At 69.5% G+C, this 16,157-nt stretch carries 18 protein-coding genes; 7 read left to right on the top strand and 11 right to left on the bottom strand.

The genetic code is table 11. The features are described 5' to 3' along the window. Positions 1-2: 2 nt before the first annotated feature. The 3 genes from H7965_RS12350 to def form a co-directional block, all read right to left on the bottom strand. Positions 3-1,163 carry an ATP phosphoribosyltransferase regulatory subunit gene (locus tag H7965_RS12350; RefSeq protein ID WP_186770885.1) on the bottom strand — a complete coding sequence of 387 codons (1,161 nt, stop codon included), beginning with the start codon at positions 1,161-1,163 and terminating at the stop codon, positions 3-5. Positions 1,164-1,245: 82 nt separating this feature from the next. After that, positions 1,246-1,836, bottom strand: coding sequence for a COQ9 family protein (locus H7965_RS12345; RefSeq protein ID WP_186770884.1), 591 nt, complete (start codon positions 1,834-1,836; stop codon positions 1,246-1,248). Next, positions 1,833-2,336 carry a peptide deformylase gene (def, locus tag H7965_RS12340; protein WP_186770883.1) on the bottom strand — a complete coding sequence of 168 codons (504 nt, stop codon included), beginning with the start codon at positions 2,334-2,336 and terminating at the stop codon, positions 1,833-1,835. The genes H7965_RS12345 and def overlap by 4 nt, the downstream gene beginning before the upstream one ends. 215 nt (positions 2,337-2,551) lie before the next feature. Here def and rpsU point away from each other — a divergent pair, with 215 nt between their 5' ends. Continuing rightward, the gene (gene rpsU, locus H7965_RS12335) at positions 2,552-2,755 is read left to right on the top strand and encodes a 30S ribosomal protein S21 (RefSeq protein ID WP_007006360.1); all 204 of its coding nucleotides are present in this window, start codon (positions 2,552-2,554) and stop codon (positions 2,753-2,755) included. A 906-nt stretch (positions 2,756-3,661) separates the two neighbouring features. Then, positions 3,662-4,273: a glutathione S-transferase family protein gene (locus H7965_RS12330; RefSeq protein WP_222440580.1), complete on the top strand. Its 612-nt coding sequence runs from the start codon at positions 3,662-3,664 to the stop codon at positions 4,271-4,273. Positions 4,274-4,297: 24 nt separating this feature from the next. Here H7965_RS12330 and H7965_RS12325 read toward each other — a convergent pair whose 3' ends face one another. Together H7965_RS12325 and H7965_RS12320 are read right to left on the bottom strand one after the other, a co-directional pair. Further along, a complete protein-coding gene (locus H7965_RS12325; protein WP_186770882.1) occupies positions 4,298-4,972 on the bottom strand; it encodes a GntR family transcriptional regulator in 675 nt (224 codons plus the stop codon). A 57-nt stretch (positions 4,973-5,029) separates the two neighbouring features. Next, positions 5,030-5,200 carry a hypothetical protein gene (locus tag H7965_RS12320; RefSeq protein WP_186770881.1) on the bottom strand — a complete coding sequence of 57 codons (171 nt, stop codon included), beginning with the start codon at positions 5,198-5,200 and terminating at the stop codon, positions 5,030-5,032. A gap of 114 nt (positions 5,201-5,314) precedes the next feature. Between H7965_RS12320 and H7965_RS12315 the strand changes: the two genes are divergently transcribed. The 3 genes from H7965_RS12315 (at position 5,315) to H7965_RS12305 (ending at position 8,048) form a co-directional block, all read left to right on the top strand. Then, positions 5,315-6,181, top strand: a complete 867-nt coding sequence (locus H7965_RS12315; RefSeq protein WP_186770880.1) for an MBL fold metallo-hydrolase — start codon at positions 5,315-5,317, stop codon at positions 6,179-6,181. A gap of 18 nt (positions 6,182-6,199) precedes the next feature. Next, positions 6,200-6,748 (top strand): carboxymuconolactone decarboxylase family protein, encoded by a 549-nt coding sequence (locus tag H7965_RS12310; RefSeq protein ID WP_186770879.1) that lies wholly within the window; start codon positions 6,200-6,202, stop codon positions 6,746-6,748. 109 nt (positions 6,749-6,857) lie between these two features. Continuing rightward, positions 6,858-8,048 carry a pyridoxal-phosphate-dependent aminotransferase family protein gene (locus H7965_RS12305; protein WP_186770878.1) on the top strand — a complete coding sequence of 397 codons (1,191 nt, stop codon included), beginning with the start codon at positions 6,858-6,860 and terminating at the stop codon, positions 8,046-8,048. Positions 8,049-8,197: 149 nt separating this feature from the next. Here the strand turns inward: H7965_RS12305 and H7965_RS12300 are convergent, their stop codons facing one another. Both H7965_RS12300 and H7965_RS12295 read right to left on the bottom strand, forming a co-directional pair. Beyond that, positions 8,198-9,295 carry a mandelate racemase/muconate lactonizing enzyme family protein gene (locus H7965_RS12300; RefSeq protein WP_186770877.1) on the bottom strand — a complete coding sequence of 366 codons (1,098 nt, stop codon included), beginning with the start codon at positions 9,293-9,295 and terminating at the stop codon, positions 8,198-8,200. Between the two features lie 41 nt (positions 9,296-9,336). Then, entirely contained in the window at positions 9,337-10,542 is a 1,206-nt protein-coding gene (locus H7965_RS12295) for an MFS transporter (RefSeq protein ID WP_186770876.1), read from the bottom strand. Positions 10,543-10,651: 109 nt separating this feature from the next. On the opposite strand from H7965_RS12295, the gene H7965_RS12290 reads away from it, so the two are divergent. Both H7965_RS12290 and H7965_RS12285 read left to right on the top strand, forming a co-directional pair. Beyond that, the gene (locus H7965_RS12290) at positions 10,652-11,839 is read left to right on the top strand and encodes a CaiB/BaiF CoA transferase family protein (protein ID WP_186770875.1); all 1,188 of its coding nucleotides are present in this window, start codon (positions 10,652-10,654) and stop codon (positions 11,837-11,839) included. Positions 11,840-11,841: 2 nt separating this feature from the next. Further along, on the top strand, positions 11,842-12,708 hold the full coding sequence (locus H7965_RS12285; RefSeq protein ID WP_186770874.1) for an aspartate/glutamate racemase family protein: 867 nt from the start codon (positions 11,842-11,844) through the stop codon (positions 12,706-12,708). Positions 12,709-12,849: 141 nt separating this feature from the next. On the opposite strand, the gene H7965_RS12280 is transcribed toward H7965_RS12285, so the two are convergent. The 4 genes from H7965_RS12280 to H7965_RS12265 form a co-directional block, all read right to left on the bottom strand. Continuing rightward, positions 12,850-13,461, bottom strand: a complete 612-nt coding sequence (locus H7965_RS12280) for a glutathione S-transferase family protein (protein WP_186770873.1) — start codon at positions 13,459-13,461, stop codon at positions 12,850-12,852. Positions 13,462-13,521: 60 nt separating this feature from the next. Then, complete coding sequence (locus tag H7965_RS12275; RefSeq protein WP_186770872.1) at positions 13,522-14,070, bottom strand: UGSC family (seleno)protein; 549 nt, start codon at positions 14,068-14,070, stop codon at positions 13,522-13,524. A 17-nt stretch (positions 14,071-14,087) separates the two neighbouring features. After that, entirely contained in the window at positions 14,088-15,179 is a 1,092-nt protein-coding gene (locus tag H7965_RS12270) for a hypothetical protein (RefSeq protein ID WP_186770871.1), read from the bottom strand. A 68-nt stretch (positions 15,180-15,247) separates the two neighbouring features. Beyond that, positions 15,248-16,153, bottom strand: coding sequence for a LysR family transcriptional regulator (locus tag H7965_RS12265; protein WP_186770870.1), 906 nt, complete (start codon positions 16,151-16,153; stop codon positions 15,248-15,250). Between the last annotated feature and the right edge of the window lie 4 nt (positions 16,154-16,157).

The following is a 16,157-nucleotide window of genomic DNA, read 5'->3' as shown; positions in this document are numbered from 1 at the left end:
CGTCAGCCTTCCTTTGAAATCGGCACCGCGCGGCCATCGACCAGGCGGTGGGAGCAGCGCAACCCCTTCGGGGAATCCGCCGCCGAGAGCGCCGCCACGGTGGCGAAGCCCTGAGCCCGCAGCGCCTGCAGCGCCGCCTCGGGCGTGCCGGCGGGCACGAAGACGCGCGGCCGCGGGGCGGGCGCCGGGGCCGCCCGCAGCACCGCATCGGGGTAGAGGCTCATGCCCGTCGCCGGCTCCTCGTTCAGCGACATGTAGCGGCCGCCGCGCGCCAGTTCCCCGGTGGTGCCGGGGCCGTAGAGGGTGAAGGCGACCCCGACATGGTAGCGGAAGCCGCGGAACTCCACCGGATCGAGGGTGATGCGTAGCCCCGGCGCGCGGGCCCGGATGGCGGCGATGACGGCCGCAGCATTGTCGGCGATGGCACGCGCCGCGGGCGGCAGCTCCACCCCCGCCAGCGCCGCCAGCGCGCCATCAGCCGGGCCGGCCGCGGCCAGCAGTACCGGCAGCGCCGCCGCCAGCGGCCCAGCCTCGCCCGAGAGCGCGGCGACCGAGGCGGCATCCTTGCGGTCCAGCGCCCGGGCCAGCCGCTGCCGCAGCGCTGGCGGCACCTCGGCGGCCTCCAGCAACGCCGGCGCCATGGTCGGCAGGGTGATGTCGAGGCTCACCGAGGGCACCCCGGCGGCGGCCAGCGCCGCGGCGGCGACCAGCGCCACCTCGGCATCGGCGGCGGGGGCGTCGCTGCCGATCAACTCGATGCCGGTCTGCGGCAGCTGGCGTTCCGGTGCCAGCTGGGTACCCCGCACCCGCAGCACCTGGCCGGCGTAGCAGAGGCGGAGCGGCCGCGGCTGGAGGCCCAGCCTGGTGGCGGCAATGCGGGCGACCTGCGGCGTGGTGTCGGCGCGGAGACCCATCATCCGCTGGCTGACCGGGTCCATCAGCCGGAAGGTCTGCTCGGCCACGGCGGCACCCGAGCCGGCCAGCAGACTGTCCTCGAATTCCAGCAGCGGCGGCTTCACCCGTTCATAGCCATGGCCGGCGAAGGCGGCCATCAGCGTCTCGACCAGCACCGCCTCCCTCTCCGCCTCGGGCGGCAGCAGGTCCATCAGCCCGGCGGGCAGGAGGCCAGGGGGCGTGGAAGAATTGGGGGCGTCGTCTGTCATGGCGTCCGTTTGGCAGCGCCGCTGTGTGGCAGCGGGGGGCAGGCGGCGCAAGGGGATGCGGCCGCATCTGCACCGGAGCTGCTCAGCCGGCCTGGACGCCGGGCCGTCGCCGCTTCCCGATCCGCGCCAGCTCGGCCAGCCGCCGGTCGAGGAAGGCCATCGCCTCGCCGATCTCCGGGTCGTCGTTGCGCATCCAAAAGGCCAGGGTCGCGCCATAGATGCCGGCCAATGTCGCCCGCCTGGTGTACCAAGAGAAATCCGCCGAGGTGTCGCCGGCGGCGTACCACATGGCATTCGCCGTCGACGCCGAGGTGCGCAGCGCCGCCGGCAGGTTCCAGGGCAGTGACAGCAGGCTGAGCGCCCGCCTGAGCGCGGCTTTGTGCGGCGCGACGGCGAGGAGCCGCAGCTCCACCACCCGGCGGATGCGGTCCGGCACCCGCAGCCCCGGCACCCCCTCTTCCGCCGCCGCCTCGGTCATGTCGCGGTTGATAAGGTCGATCCAAGCCTCCACCGCGCCCACCGGGCCACGCGGGAACAGGCTTTCCGCCACCGCGGGGGCTTCCCCGATCGCCGCCAGCGCCGCCCGCAGGCTGCCCCAATTCCAGCCCTGCCGGGCGGCGAGCGGCAGCAGGGCGCGGATCGCCGCCTCGCGCTCCGGGCTGCGCTCGGTCATCGCGTCACGCTCCCGGCCGCACGGGCCAGTTCCTCGGTGAAGCCGAACAGCGCCAGATCCTCCATCCGCATCGGATAGAGCACGCCGTCCAGATGGTCCGTCTCATGCTGCATGACCCGGGCGGTCAGGCCCTCCGCCTCACCCGAGACTGGATGTCCCTCGGCATCCAGCCCGCGCCAGCGGATACGCTTCGGCCGGGCGACGCAGCCGCGCAGGCCAGGGATGGAGAGGCACCCCTCCCAGCCGGACTCAAGCTCCTCCCCCAGCGGCTCCAGCTCCGGGTTCACCAGGGTGGCGACGCCGGCCCCGTCCCGGTAGACGAACAGCCGCAACGGCACATGCACCTGCGGCGCGGCGAGGCCGATGCCGGCGGCGTCCAGCATGGTCTCGGCCATGTCGGCGATCAGCCGGCGGATTTCGGGGCCGGTCGGGTCATCGACCGGCTCCGCCTCCCGCAGCAGGACGGGGTGGCCCATGCGGGCGATCTTCAGAATGGCCATTGTGGATGCTCCGCCGCGGATTCTGCTTCAGCAGTTAGGATGCCGGGGCCGATGGCGGGAGGGGCTTCCGGCGCGCCACCGATGCGTGCTAAGAGCCGCGCATCCGCGTCAGGGTGGGGTGGCGTTCGGGGTCCGGCGAGCCGGGCCACGCGCAACCTTGCACCCTGCTGCGGCTTTTTCCGTTTCTCCACCACAGCGACAGGAGGCTGAGCCGCGTGCAAGTCGTCGTCCGTGACAACAACATCGACCAGGCGCTGAAGGCGCTCAAAAAGAAGCTGCAGCGGGAGGGTGTGTTCCGCGAGATGAAGCTCCGCCGGCATTACGAGAAGCCGTCCGAGCGCCGCGCCCGCGAGGCCGCAGAGGCCGTCCGCCGCGCCCGCAAGGTCGAGCGCAAGCGGCTGGAGCGCGAGGGCTTCTGAGCCCCGCCATCCGCCGGACCAGGCCAGCGCCTGGCTTCAGCGGAGGGACGTATCCCTAGGGGAAGATGCTGCGGTGCGGGAGAACCCGCGTGCCGCGGTCTCCTCTTGCGCACAATTTGGTGTGTGAAATTTGCAGGCAGTGCTGCCGGCACTGCTGCTAAGCCCGGTGTGGTGCGCGTATAAAGGCGCTCGCATAGGCCGATAACCTTGCCGGCGATCTCGTCCAGGCCGCCTGCCTCGATTCAGCCGGAGCGCCACGCCCCGGCGTGCTGCCCTTCGAGCCCGGCTGCGGCCACAGTCGCCTGCTGCGCACCGGTGAGCTCCTGCCCTACCGCAAGCATGACTGGCCCGCCGCGCCCGACCGGGGGTGGTTCTTCGGCGCAACGCCGCTGCGGTCGGAACGGCAGAGCCGGGTGGTCCGCCTCAACATCACCCGCGCGGCGGAAACCAGCCCGAGGCGCCTGAACCCCAGCCTGGCGCACCGGCCGCATCGCCCCACCTTAGCGGGAAGCGGTGACCGGGGCCACCATTGCGGCCACCACGGAGGTGCTGTTCTCGAGCACTACATCCGCAATCCATCGGGACCGCGTATCATCCGGAGCGCATCTGCTTCGCCCGCGGCCTGGGCCTGATGCGGTGGGAGAATCGGCGCTCAGCCAAGCCAAGGACCGCGAGGCAAGAGCGGCGCTGGCCGCCGGCTCCGGCCGCTGCGCGGAATTCGTCTCTGGCGAAACAGCGGCGGCCGGCTGGCAGATGCTGGATTGCCGGACCTGGACCAACATGGCGCGGGCAAGGCCGGACGCCCAACTGGCGCTGGCCTGGCCCTGACGTCCGGGCAGGCCCCTGGATCGGTGCCGTCCGGCGGCGCAGAATGGCAGCGGCAACGCCACCACGGGAGAATATCGAATGATGCGGCTGCACTGGTCCTCGCGCTCGCCCTTCGTGCGCAAGGTGATGGTGGTGGTGCATGAGCGCGGCCTCGTCGATCAGATCGAGCGGGTGCCGACGGTGGTGGCGATGACCAAAACCGACCGCGCCCTGCTGCCGACCAACCCGCTCGGCAAGATCCCGACCCTGCTGCTGGAGGATGGCAGCGCGCTGTATGATTCCAGCGTCATCTGCGAATACCTCGACGGCTTAGGCAGCGGCCCGCGGCTGTTCCCGGCGGATGGCCGGGCGCGCATCACCGCGCTGCGGCGCCAGGCGCTTGGCACCGGGGCGATGGACATGCTGGTGCTGTGGCGCGGCGAACTGGCGCGGGAACACCCCTCCACGGCGGTGCTGGAAGGCTTCGGCTGGAAGCTGGAGGCGCTGCTGAAGGCGCTGGAGGCAGAGGCGTCGGCGCTGGAGCAGGACGCCTATGACATCGGTCAAATCTCGATCGGCGGGGCGCTGTCCTACCTCGATTTCCGCTGGCCGACGCTCGGCTGGCGAGAGGCGCATCCGGCGCTGGCCCGCTGGCATGCAGGCTTCGCCGCGCGGCCGGCGGTGCGGGCGACCGACCACATCGACGCCTGAGCCCGGCCCGCGCCGCGCATGGGATCAGCCGGCGATGAGATGATCCCCGAGGTGCCGCAGAATATCCTCACCGATGCGACGGATCTGCGCGGTCCGCTCGTCCATCAGCGCGGCGGCGTCGCGGGCCAGCGCCGCTTCCAGCAGCGGGCGGTGCGGCGCCAGGCCGGGGTGCATCTCTCCGGCCCAGAAGCCGTAGCGCAGCGCCCGCCGCGCCAGTACGGCGCGCATGGTCAGCAGCGTCGGCGAGCCGCATGGCGCCACCAGCGTGTCGATGAAGCCGCGGTGTCGAGCAAGCCACTCCGAGCCCGGCATGCAGCGGATGTCGCCGCTGTCCCCGATGGTATCGAAGCGCGCCGTCAGCCGGTCGTCCCAGGCCGGGTCGGCATGCTGCACCGCCAGGCGCAGCACTTCGCGCTCGATGAGGATGCGGGCCCGGATGAGGTCCTCGTACTCACCGCACGAGATGCCAGCGACGCGGAAGCCACGCTGGCCTTCCGCCGCGACCAGCCCTTCCTGGACAAGATGCGCCAGCGCCTCGCGCAGGGTGCTGAAGCTGACGCCATAGGCGGTGCGCAGCGTCTCGAAGCGCAGCCGCTGGCCCGGCGGGAGCCTCACCTCGACAATGTCGGCCCGGAGCCGATGCAGAACATCCGATGCCAGGGTGCGCCCGATGAGCTCGTCTGCCGCTGGCGGGTGCATTTTCACGTCATGGAGCCAGAAACGGTTGTGTCACGAGGCGGCAATCTCACCCATGGATCATCCAACCTCAAGTGATCCTTGATGTTGTTTTAATTTGAGCATGAAAATTCCTTGGATTGGCACCGCTTCTTTGGAATCCCATAGTTGTCCGGCAGCGCCGTAGCCTGTTCCATTCATAAAACTCGCATGGGTTTGCGGCACGGCGTCAACCGTGTTCCATTGCGGCATCATTGCGAAAATCCTTGCAGCGGTGAGCCGCCTTCCCTCTAAGGGCAGCGCCGCCCGGGCTGGCGCCGACGCCGGTATCGCTTAGGCTGGAGCCAATCGGGAGGAGTCGGGCACATGCAGCCGCTCAGGATCGGCGACGTCACCATCACCAGCATCGTCGAGCGCGACGGCCCTTGGCGCCGCCCGGCCGAGATGTTCCCGGCCTATGACCCGGCGATCGCCGAGACGCATCTGAAGACGCTGGATCCGGTGGTGTTCGACCCCGCCTCCGGCCGCATGGTCATCACCTACCAGACCTTCGTCGTGCGTACGCCGAAGCACACCATCCTGGTCGACACCTGCACCGGCGAGGACAAGGGCTATCCGGCACCGATGGATTTTCCGAAAGCCCCCTGGCTGGACGGCTTCGCCGCCGAGGGGCTGCGCTTCGAGGACATCGACTACGTCTTCTGCACGCATCTGCACATCGACCATTGCGGCTGGAACACCCGCCTCGTGAACGGCCGCTGGGTGCCGACCTTCCCGCGTGCGAAATACGTCTTCCACAAGGGCGAATACGCCGCCTGGGAGGAGGCCAGCCGCCGCGGCGCCAACCCGCCTGGCAATGTCTGGCGCTTCAATTGCGAACCCGTGGTCGCCGCCGGCCAGGCGTTGCTGGTGGATGACGACTTCGCCCTCGATGACACCGTCTGGCTGCAGCCCTCGCCCGGGCATTCACCCTGCCATTGCTGCGTCAACATCGCCTCCCGCGGCCAGCGCGCCGTGGTCACCGGCGACCTGATGCACCATGCGCTGCAGGTGCGGGAGCCGGGCTGGTCCACCGTCTTCGACTGGGACGCAACCCAGGCCGCCGCCTCCCGCCGCGGCTTCCTGGCGGAGGTGGCGGAAACGCCCACGCTGGTGCTGCCGATCCATTTCCCCGGGCCTACCGCCGGTCGGGTGAAGGGCGGCGCCGCGGGCTTCGACTGGCAATTCATCTGAACCGGAGAGAGAGAGACCATGGCGCGCGTACCCTACCTCAGCCAAGCTGACCTCAAGCCCGAGGACCAGCCACTGCTGGCCCGCGACATCAGCCTGCACAAGGCACTGGTGAACAACCCCGGCGCGGCCCGCGCCTTCTCCGGCCTCGGTGGCTACATTCGCCACAAATCGGTGCTGAACCCGCGGCTGCGCGAACTGGCGATTCTGCAGGTGGGCTGGCTGGCGCGATCCCCCTATGAATGGTCGCACCATGTGAAGATCGGCTATGATTTCGGCGTCACCGACGACGACATCGTGGCGCTGATCGCCGAAACGAATGGCGAGGCCACGGCGCTGGAGCCCATCGCCCGGCTGGTGCTGAAGGCGGCGCGGGAGATCCACGCCGGCCCCGGCATCGGCTACGAGACCTTCGCCGCGCTCCGCGCCGCGTTGGATACCGAGAGCATCATCGACCTGGTGGTGACCGCCAGCTTCTATTGCGCCGTGGTGCGGCTGCTCGCCTCGCTCGAGATCGATGTGGAGGAAAGCTACATGCCCTATTTGAAGAAGTACCCCTTCCCGGTCTAGCCGTGCATGCCGGGGCCGGTTGGCCCCGGCTCTGGCCAAGCCAGGCGGGCCATGGGACACCGCCCCCCCGGGAAGCGCCTATGCAACTCTCACCAGGGAATACGACGCCATGAGCGTGACGCAGCCGGCGAGAAAGCCGCGGGGCCGCCAATTCTTCGCCAACCCGGGCCCGACCAACATTCCGGACTCGGTGCTGCTGGCCACCGCGCACCAAACCGTCGATTTCAACGACCCGAATTTCATCGAGGTCTACGACGCCTGCGTCGCCGGACTGAAGCGGGTGCTGAAGACCACGCAGGGGCTCTTCCTCTACACCGGCTCCGGCCATGCCGCCTGGGAAGCCAGCCTGGTCAACCTGCTCTCTCCCGGCGACCGGATCCTGATTCTCGAGAGCGGCTATTTCTCCATCTCCTGGGCCAATATGGCGAAGGATCTCGGGATCGAGGTGCAGAGCGTCGCGGCCGATTGGCGCAGAGGCGTCGACATGGCGGCGGTGCGGGCGGCCCTGGCGGCCGATACGGCGCATGGGATCAAGGCACTCTGCGTCGTGCACAATGAAACGGCGACGGGCATGATGATCCCGATTCCCGAGGTGCGCGCGGCGCTGGACGCCACCGGCCATCCGGCACTGCTGCTGGCCGATACCATCTCCTCCCTCGGCAGCCTCGATTTCCGGATGGATGAATGGGGCGTCGATGCCTGCGTCGGCGGCAGCCAGAAAGGGCTGATGCTGCCGACCGGCATGAGCTTCACCGGCGTTTCCGCCAAGGCGATGGAAGCCCATAAGACGTCCCGCCTGCCGAAGCATTATTTCAACTGGACCAACATGCTGGCGCGGCCGCACCGCAGCTTCGTCGGCACGGTGCCGGTCAGCTTCTTCTACGGGCTGCAGCAGTCGCTCCGGCTGATCGAGCAGGAGGAGGGGCTGGAGAATGTCTTCGCCCGCCACACCCGCCTGGGCCGCGCGGTGCGGGCCGCGGTGCAGCACTGGTCGGGCAATGACGGTCCGCAGCTCTTCTGCCTCAATCCGGGACGCTATTCGGACAGCGTGACGGCGATCCTGATGCCGGAGGGGCTGAATGCCGATGCGCTGCGCTCGGTGGCGCTGCAACGGTTCAACCTCTCGCTCGGCGGTGGGCTCGGGCCGCTCGGCGGCAAGGTCTTCCGCATCGGCCATCTCGGCGACCTGAACGAGCCGATGATCCTCGGCACGCTGGCGACGGTGGAGCTGGCGATGAAGGTCGCCGGCGTGCCGCATGCGCCGGGCGGCGTCGCCGCGGCGATCGACGCGCTGGCCTAGAGCAGACCGCCGCAGGGCGGCATCGCCCGGAGGCGTGAATCTGCTCTACCAAGAAGGGATAGAGCATTTCCGTGAACCCATGCGAACGGAGAATGCTCTAGCGCATGCTTGCCCGGCCGCGGGGGGCTTCCCCGCGGCCGGGGCGGCGACTACTTCAGCACGAAATCCTTCAGCACCTCCGGCTTGAAGGCCAACCCGTGACCTGGCGTCTCCGGCGCGGTGATGAAGCCGTTCTCGATCTTCGGATGCGAAATCCAGACATCGTCGAGCAGCCCCATCTGCTCCGCCCAGAGCCCGTTCGGGATGCTGGCCAGGATGTGCACGTTCAGCTCCGGGAACAGGTGCGGGGCGAAGGTCATGCCCCAGGTCGCCCCCACCGTGGCGATCTTGCGCAACTCGGTGAAGCCGCCGCGCATCGGGTCGGGCTGCAGGATCGGCAGCTTCGGATGCTCGAAGAAGGGCTTCAGATCGTCGCGGCCGAAATGGCTCTCGCCGCCGACGATGCGGGTCGGCAGCGCGTCGGCGCAGCGGAGATAGCCGGCGAAGTCGTCCGCCAGCACCGGCTCCTCCAGCCAGTAGGGATCGTAGTCCAGCATGGCGCGGCCGGCGATGATGGTCTGGTCGGCGGTCCAGCCCATGTTGATGTCGATCATGATGTCGACATCCGGGCCCACCGCGTCACGCACCATGCGCAGGTTGCGCACATCCTGCCGCCAGTCGCCGATATGCGCGGCCTGCATCTTGATGGCCTTGTAGCCCTGGTCGACATACCACTTCGCCTTGGCCGCCATGCCTTCGCCGAGCGCGCCGCGGAAGCAGCCGCTGCCGTAGACCGGAATCTGGCTGCGAAAATGACCCCAGAGCCGATGCAGCGGCAGGCCGGCTGCCTTGCCCACCACATCCCATAGCGCGATGTCGATCGCCGATTGCGCCATCGCCGTCACGCCGCCGCGGCCGCCGGTCAGGGTCGCGCGCCACAGGTCGCGCCAGATGGCCTCCACCGCCGTCGCATCGCGGCCGATGACCCGCGGCGCCAGCGCCTCCTCGATGCAGGCGCCAATGGTGCGCTGCAGCGGCAGGTTCAGCAGGTGCAGGTAGCCCATGCCGGTAAGGCCGGAGGCGGTCACCACCTCCACCACCACGAGGTCGCGCTGCGGCCCGAGGGCGTGGCCCTTCATCCAGGGATCATCCGCCCAGGGCATGCGCAGCAAACTGGTGCGGATCTCTCGGATCGTCAGGTCGGCCATGGATTCTCTCTCCTCATGAAATCGGTGCCGTGCACCGGCGGTTACACCTTGCTCCAAAGCCTGCGCGTGAGCGCGAGGGCCAGCAAGCCCTCCAGCGCCGACACCACGCAGGCCCATTGCGCGCCGATGGCATCGGCCAGCAGGCCGAGATGCAGGAAGCCGATCGGCCCGACGCCGATGCAGACCGAGAGGATGCCCAGCACCCGGCTGCGCAGCTCCGGCGGCGAGAGCAGATAGACCAGGGTCGCCTGCATCACGCTGAAGCCGGCTTGGCCGAAGCCGTTGAGCAGCAGCGCCGCCCCGGCCGCCAGCGGGTGCGGGGCCAGGGCGAAGAGCGGGATCATCAGCAGATACAGCACCAGCCCGCCGATGTAACAGCGGCCGTAGTTCGACGGCGTGGCCCAGGCGGCCATCGCCAGCGCGCCGAAGAAGGCGCCGACGCCATCCATGCTGGCCAGCAGGCCGATCGCCTCCGGCCCCAGCCGCAGATGATCCTGCGCCACCACCGGGACCAGGCTGGTGAAAGGCCAGCCCCAGATGTTGAAGATGACGGTAATCGCCAGCGTTCCCTGCAGCCGCTTGTCGCGCCGCACCGCGGCGACGCCCTCGGCAATGCGGGCCAGCACGCCCTCGGCGGCGGCCGGCTGCACGCCGCTGCGATAGCGGAGGCCGAGCGCCGCCTGCAGCGCGACGAGGTAGAGCAGGACGGAGAGGGCGAAGGTGCCCTCGATGCCGACGGTCGCGAAGATCACCCCGCTGGCGATCGGGCCGAACATCCGGCTGGCGTTGTTGCTGCCGACATCGGCCGACATCGCCCTGCCCATCCGCGCCGGGCCGACCACATGGCCGATCATCAGCCGCCGCACCGGGTTGTCGGCCGCCCAGGCCAGCCCGTTGACGAAGCTCGCCACGCCGAGATGCCAGACCGCGAGCACCCCGGCATGTGCCAGCAGGGCGAGCACCAGGGAGGTGCCGAGGCTGCCCAGCACGATGCAGACCAGGGCGCTCCGCGCCTCCACCCGCTCCGCCAGCGCACCCATGATGGCGCCGAACAGGCCCATCGGCAGGATGCGCAGCAGGGTCATCATGGTGACCAGGAAGGCCGAGCCGGTCGCCTGGTAGACGAACAGGCTGACCGCCAGCATCTCCAGCCAGCGGACCACGAAAACGATCAGCCCAACGGTCCAGAGCCGGCGGAAATCCGCCACGGCGAACAGGCGCGGCATCGGTGCCGCGGAGGCGTCCACGCTGATCGTTTCCTTCCCGGCAGCCGTATTCCCGCGCCACTCTGCCGCCGATTGGCGCGCGCCGCCAGCGGGCCCATAGTCGCAGCATCAGCAAAGGGAGGATAGGGCGATGAGGCCGTTCGAAGGCATCCGCATCATCGACATCACGCATGTGCTGGCCGGGCCCTTCGCGGCCTATCAGCTCGCCCTGCTCGGCGCCGATGTGATCAAGGTCGAACACCCCGACGACCCGGACCAGAGCCGTGACAGCGGCCCCGACCTGGCGCTGAACCGCGCCGGCATGGGCAGCTACTTCATCACCCAGGCGTCCAACAAGCGCTCCATCACCCTTGATCTCAAGACCGAGGGCGGGCGGGAGGTGCTGCGGCGCCTGCTGGCGACTGCCGATGTGCTGGTGGAGAATTTCCGCCCCGGCGCCTTCGAGGCGCTGGGCCTTGGCTACGAGGCGGTGGCGAAGTTGAACCCGCGGCTGATCTACTGCTCCATCTCCGCCTTCGGCCATGGCGGGCCGCGCGGCGTGCAGACCGCCTATGACCACGTCATCCAGGCCACCTCCGGCATCATGGCGGCAACCGGCACGCCGGAAGTGAACCCGATCAAATTCGGCGCCCCGGCGATCGACTACGCCACCGGCACCATGGGCGCCTTCGCTCTCTCCGCCGCGCTGTTCCAGCGCGAGCGCACCGGCCGCGGCCAGCATATCGACCTCGCCATGCTGGACGTGGCGCTGATGATGCAGGCAAGCCATGTCGCCGCCTTCCTGCGCAACGGCAAGGGTGCCAAGCCCTCCGGCAACAAGCATGCGCACGCCTCCAACAGCGCCTATCAGACGAAGGACGGGCTGGTGATGCTCGGGGCCAGCAACCTCCGGCAGCAGAAGCGGCTGTGGACGGCGCTTGGCCGTCCGGAGATGGCCAAGACGGATAATGAGGCCCGCCTCGCCGACCGCGACCATGAGGAAGCGGTGCTGACCGAGATCATGCTGACCCGCACCGCGGATGAGTGGGAAGCCTTCCTGCAATCGAAGCATGTGCCGGCGGCGCGCGTGCGGCGCATGGAGGAGACGCTGGCCGACCCGCATGTCGCCACCCGCGGCGTGGTGCATTATTTCCCCGAGGGCGCGCCCGGCGTGCCGGGGCCCTTCGGCGTGCCGGTCGCCGCCTTCAAGCTGGCGCATGGTGGGCCGCAGGTGGATCGCCCGCCGCCGGTGATGGGCGCCGATACCGATGCGGTGCTGGCCGAGCTGGGCTACGCCCCAGGTGACATCGCCGCGCTGCGTGCGCAGAAGGCGATCTGAGCATGCGCGCGCCCGGGACACGCCCCCGCCTGCTGCTGGTGCAGGCCTTCTCGCTGCCCGCCGATTCGCCCAACAACTACCGGAAAGCGGGCGGGACGAAGGAGCAGCAGCTCATGAACCACGCCGCCGTCGCGCCGCTGCTGGCCGATGTGGCGTGGGACCTTCACCCTGGTGCCATGGCGCCGCACGGCAATTGGCCGGTCGAGACACGCGAGGAATTCGCCATCGCTGGCGTCGCCCGCCTGCCGATCGTGCGGGAAGCCTGCGAGAGCGGGAAGTACGACGCCATCGTGCTGCTCGGCGGCGGCGACCCCGGCTACATGGAGGCGCGGGAGATCGGCCGGCGCCACCGCATTCCGGTGACGGCCAACGCCCATGCGCAGATGCATCTGGCGATGACCCTCGGCAACCGCTTCTCCGTCGTGGACATCTCGGAGACGCATAACGCCCATATGGCGGAGCTGGTGGTGCGTTACCGCATGACGGACCGCTGCGCCTCCATCCGCAACATCGACTACCCGCTGCCGCGGCCCGCCTATGGCGCGGACCGCCCGACCCTGCGCGGCGAGGCGGAGCGGCACGCGGCGGGCGAGCGCAGCGGCATGCTGGAAGGCGCCGTCGCCGCGGCCATCGCCGCCGTCGAGGAGGATGGCGCGGAGGTGATCCTGCTCGGCTGCTCCGGCGCCTTCTGGCTGCAAGCGCCGCTGCAGGAGAGGCTGCGCGCCGCCGGCTGGGACGTGCCGGTGCTAGAGGGCTACCGCTGCGGCATCGAACTGGCGAAGCTGATGGTCAACCTCGGCGTCGATGCCAGCGGCATCACCTTCCCGGCCGACCCGCCGGCGCACCGGCGGCGGCGGCGCTTCGTGTAGCAGGCTGCGGAAAGGCGAGTTCTCCTCATCTCCGTCATGCGCGGGCTTGACCCGCGCATCCGGACATCCAGCGAAAACAGCCGGTCAGTCATGGCCGGGTCAAGCCTGGCCATGGCGGGGAGATAGCCCTTCCGCAGCCTGCTACGCCGCTGCCGAAGGCCGCGCCTTCATCATCGCGTGATGCGCGGTGACCGCCTTCAGCGCCGGGTTGATCGGCTGGCCGACGCCGGCGCCGAAGTCGAGGAAGGCGAAGAGCATGATATCGGCCAGGGTGAGCTGGCCGTTGCAGATGAACTCCCGCCCCTGGATCAGACCATCCAGCCAGGCCATCTGGTCCTGCGCCACCGCCTTCAGCCCCTCCGCGGCTTCCGGAATGCAGCGGATGCGGTTCTGGAACAGCTTGAGGCCCTGACCGTAGCGAAAGCCGTTGAGCATCGGCTCGACGATGTTGAGGTCGATGCGGCGCACCCACATGCGGGTCTCGGCGCGCTGCCGCGGGGTGCTGCCGATCAGCGAGTCGCCCGGGGTGATCTCGTCGAGGTATTCGCAGATGGCGGTGATCTCGGCGATCACGCTGCCATCATCCAGCTCGAGGCAGGGCATCTGGCCGGCGGGGTTCTTCGCCAGATAGGGCGGCTGGCGGTTCTCGCCGCCGCGCAGGTCGATCTCGGCGCTCGGCAGATCGATGCCGCGCTCCGCCATGAAGATGCGGACGGCGCGCGGGTTCGGGCCGATGGAATTGTAGAATTTCATGCGCTTCTCCCCAGGCTTTCCGGGCAGGCTAGCGCATGTCGTAGCGTCTTGGATACGGTCTCAGCGGCCGAGCCAGACCGCCTCCGCCTGCACCTCGATCTGCGCCACCCGTGCGGCGACCTCGGTGGCGGTGATGGAGCTGACCGGGTGATCGATCACCACCGGCCGCAGCCCCTGCATGCCGATCGCGGCGCGGGTGAGCTCCGTCTCCCGCTCGAACTCCGTGGTGATGATGCAGGCCGCGGCCACGCCCAGCCGTTCCAGCGCGATGCTGTCGCGGACGCAACAGGAACAGCAGGAGCCGCAGTCGCCGATGGCGGTCAGCAGGATGTCGCATTCCGCGGCGATCTGCGCGATCAGCTCCGGCGCCGCATCCTTCGAGAAGCTGTGCTTCACGTAGTAATTCACCGCGGCGAAGCGGAACCGCTGCTCCAACGCCGCCTGGGCGCCGCGCAGCAGCTTGTTGGCGTTCCACTTGCTGTTGTCGAGGATGCCGAGGCGGAGCCCGTCCAGCGCCTTGGGACGCGGTGCGATAGGCGTGTCGGCGCTTTCGACCCGGCCGCGCGGGTCGAAGATGAACAGCCGGTCGGCGTCGAGCTTCTGCAGCATGGCGTGGTTCCTCCCCTTCAGATCGCGCAGACGCCGCCGACGCATTCCGGCCCCGCGGCCTCGGCACCCACCGCCACCGGCTTCGTCACCGGGGTGTTCATATGGCCCCAGCCGGGGATGAAGGCGGAGAACCGCCCGGCGTCGCCGCCGACGACAAAGAGGTGGATGTTGTCCGGGCTGGGCACGATCGGGATGCGGCTGTCGGGGTCGCGCTTGTACCATTTCGGCAGGTTGCGGTTGTAGACGCGGCCGTAGCGGTGGTCGCGGGTGATCAGCCGGAAGGCATTGCCGCTGTGCATCCACAGGTAGTGGCGGATGTCGCTGCGGGTCCAGCCATGCTTGGCGATGCTCCGCGCATGCTCCAGCCCCAGCGCCACGGCGCAATGGCCGGACAGCACCGCATTGTTGCTGCCGATGGTGCTCATCGCCGAACAGATGGTGTCGAGGATGCCCTCGGGGTCGTTGCACTGGTGGTCGGTGACGCTGTGCGGCGCCTCCGCTGCCATGGCGAAGACGGTGCTGTCCTCCGGCTTCCAGCCATGCTCGACATGATAGGGGGCAAAGGGGCTGTCGGCCTCGTTCTCGCAGATGGCGTAGCTGTATTTCGCCGGATTCCCGAGGGTGCATTTGTCGAGGTCGGGCGGATGGGCTCCGCCGACATTCAGCATGATGAGGCGAATGGCACGGCCGATGGTGGCGTTGGCGCGGTTACCCGGACCGAAGGCATTGGCCCCGCCGTTCATGCCGATGGCGCGCGCCGCCGGCCCGTTCACGATGACCAGCGGCGCCGCCATATGGGTCGTCGCCTGCACGCCGTTGAGGTTGAACAGCGGGTCGGTCAGCGCCAGCATCGCTGCCCGCAGCACCGGCGCGTAGTCGGGCAGGCAGCCGGCCATGACGGCGTTGATCGCCAGCACCTCCCGCGTTAGCAGGCCCCAGCGCGGTGCCACCTTGCATTCCACCAGTTCGGGCTCGCCGCCCAGCGCCGTGATGAACGCCTCGACCTTCTCGCGCGTGGGTGGCACCACCGGCAGGCCGTCGGTCCAGCCGCGCGCAAAATAGTATTCGACGAGATCGGTGCCGGCCTCGACGGCGGTGGCGATGGACATGGTGGATTCCTCCGGTGGCCCAGTCTGCGCCAGCGACTTGGTTCTTACCAGAGATGACGCGTTGTCGATTATTCTTGCGTTGGGTGCATCAATCCCTGCAGCAGCATCCGCAGCCCGGCCGCCGCTGGGGCCAGGTCCCGCTCCGCCAGGGTCACAATGCCAACCGTCCGGCGCAGCCCCGGCGGCGCCAGATCGCGCACAGCCAGCCCCTCGGCGCCCGCCACCGCCCCGGCCGGGATGATGGCGACGCCGAGCCCGGCCCGCACCAGCGCCAGCATGGTAGCGAATTGCGTCACCGTCGCCGCATGGCGCAGGGAGAGGCCGGCCGCCGTTGCCGCGCCATCCAGCATGCGCCGGGTCCGTGCCTCGGCGGGAAAGGAGATGAGCGGCTCCGCCGCCAGCGCCGCCAGGGTGACCTGCGGCGCCGCCGCCAGCCGATGGCCGGGCGGCAGTACGGCGCGGAACACCGCCTCTCCCAGCGCCTCGCCCTCCAGCCCTTCCGGCAGCGCCTCCAGATAGGTGATGCCGAGGTCGGCGACGCCGCCGCGCACCGCCTCCACCACATCGCCATGGACGCCTTCCCGCAGATGCAGCTCCACCCCCGGCCGTGTGGCGCGCCATTCCGCCAGCAGCCGCGGCAGGGGTCCGACGGCGACCGACATGATGCAGGCGAGGATGACTTGGCCGCGCTGTTCCTCCGCCAGCTCGCGCAGGCTGCGGGCGGCGATGCGCAAATCGTTCAGCATCCGCTCCGCCACCGCGACGAATTCGCGCCCCGCGCCGGTCAGCGCGACGCGGCGCGTGCTGCGCTCGAACAGCGCCACGCCAAGCACATCCTCGACCCGCTGGATCATCCGCGTCAGCGCCGGCTGGGAAACCCGCAGCACCGCCGCGGCGGCGACGAAGCTGCCCTGCCCGGCCACGGCGAGCACCGCCTGCAACTGCTTCGCCCCAAGATCCGGAATCCGCTCCATCCCG

The sequence above is a fragment of the Siccirubricoccus deserti genome, assembly GCF_014283215.1.
Taxonomy (GTDB): domain Bacteria; phylum Pseudomonadota; class Alphaproteobacteria; order Acetobacterales; family Acetobacteraceae; genus Siccirubricoccus; species Siccirubricoccus deserti.
Note: the sequence above shows the minus strand (reverse complement) of the source record. Positions and strands in the feature narration are given on the sequence as shown.